The following is a 1,246-nucleotide window of genomic DNA, read 5'->3' as shown; positions in this document are numbered from 1 at the left end:
GACACCCTGATGGGCTCCCAGGCGGGCCACATCGCGATGATGGTGCACTTCCTCGTCTACCTCTCCGCTCAAACCTCCATCATCAAAGATGGACCGAACCGCGAGTTCTACCTCAAGAAACGAAGTGAAGGAATGAGACACGTTCAAGCGGTGATCGCCTTGGCCCGTCGACGAGTGAGCGTGATCTGGGCATTGTTGCGCGACAACCGACTGTTCGTCGTTGATGCACCCGCCGTCCGAACTGCTTGATTTCCTCATTGAAACTCGTTTCGCTGGTGAAAGTGTGTGGTCAGGCGGCCGGGGTGAGCTTGGAGATTTCGTCGGGACGGAATCCGCTCCAGTGGTTTTCTCCTGCGACGACGACGGGGGCTTGCAGGTATCCGAGACTCATGACGTAATCGCGGGCCTGTGCGTCTTCGGTGATGTCGATGACGTCGTATTCGATTCCTGCTTTGTCGAGAGCGCGGTACGTGGCATTGCATTGCACACATGCGGGCTTGGTATATACGGTGATCGCCATTGTCACTCCCCCTCGTCGGTGATTCTTTATTGATTTCATTCTATCGAACATTGCAATATAAACCAATACTTTCGCGGGTATTTCTTCGATTAGCTTCCGCTTTAGTTAATGACATCTTCAATCATTTTTCGCATTCTTTCTCTAATACCAAACCGTGATGTACGCAGCTACTTGCATGCGTTCTACCTGTACTTTCTCCCCTCTCCCCGGTATGTGCCGATATTCTGGTCTCGGCGGGAGCGGGTCAAGGTGAGCGTAGGAAAAAATATCTTAGCGCCTTTGTTCGAGCGTGCGAGTGGCGCGTGTGGATATTATTTCTGGAGCGGCCTTGATGCGCGAGCGTCGGGATAGAAGAATGTTTACACCGGGGCGGGTAGGTTCTTGTCCTTGCGCTTTTGTCGTGGTTCGTGGCCGGCGGCCGGGGTGCTTTCTTGCGTGTCTGTGGTGGTGTCCGTATTCCGCCCTTCCGGTCCGCCGGTGGCTCTTTACCGCCGGCCAGAGGCGGAAGGTGCGGGGCGGAAGGGCGGACGGATCCCCAACCCTTTCGGGCCGGGGATCGCCGCTTCATCGGGTTAGTCGATCGCGACCTCGTCGAATAGGCGGAAGAGCAACATGAGCAACGACGACAACTTGTATCACTACACTTCCGCGGCAGGACTCCTCGGCATCGTTGATCGAATCAGCCAAGCGAGCTTCCCGAACGTGTACGCGACTACCAATCACCCC

At 55.5% G+C, this 1,246-nt stretch carries 1 protein-coding gene and 1 pseudogene; one reads left to right on the top strand and one right to left on the bottom strand.

Annotated elements, in window-relative coordinates; translation table 11 throughout:
- Positions 1-249, top strand: a pseudogene (locus tag ABT116_RS47695) (hypothetical protein); the annotation flags it as partial.
- Positions 250-289: 40 nt separating this feature from the next.
- On the opposite strand, the gene nrdH reads toward ABT116_RS47695, so the two are convergent.
- Complete coding sequence (gene nrdH, locus ABT116_RS47690; RefSeq protein WP_311052691.1) at positions 290-520, bottom strand: glutaredoxin-like protein NrdH; 231 nt, start codon at positions 518-520, stop codon at positions 290-292.
- Positions 521-1,246 lie beyond the last annotated feature (726 nt).

Origin of the sequence: Streptomyces sp. NPDC002130, assembly GCF_040296465.1 — a bacterium.
In the GTDB taxonomy this organism is placed as follows: domain Bacteria; phylum Actinomycetota; class Actinomycetes; order Streptomycetales; family Streptomycetaceae; genus Streptomyces.
The sequence above is the reverse complement of the archived record's forward strand: the minus strand, read 5'-3'. Positions and strand labels throughout refer to the sequence as shown.

Bases quoted from the DNA above. Each gene is read 5' to 3' on its own strand.
- nrdH (WP_311052691.1), bottom strand. From the start codon at position 520: ATGGCGATCACCGTATATACCAAGCCCGCATGTGTGCAATGCAATGCC.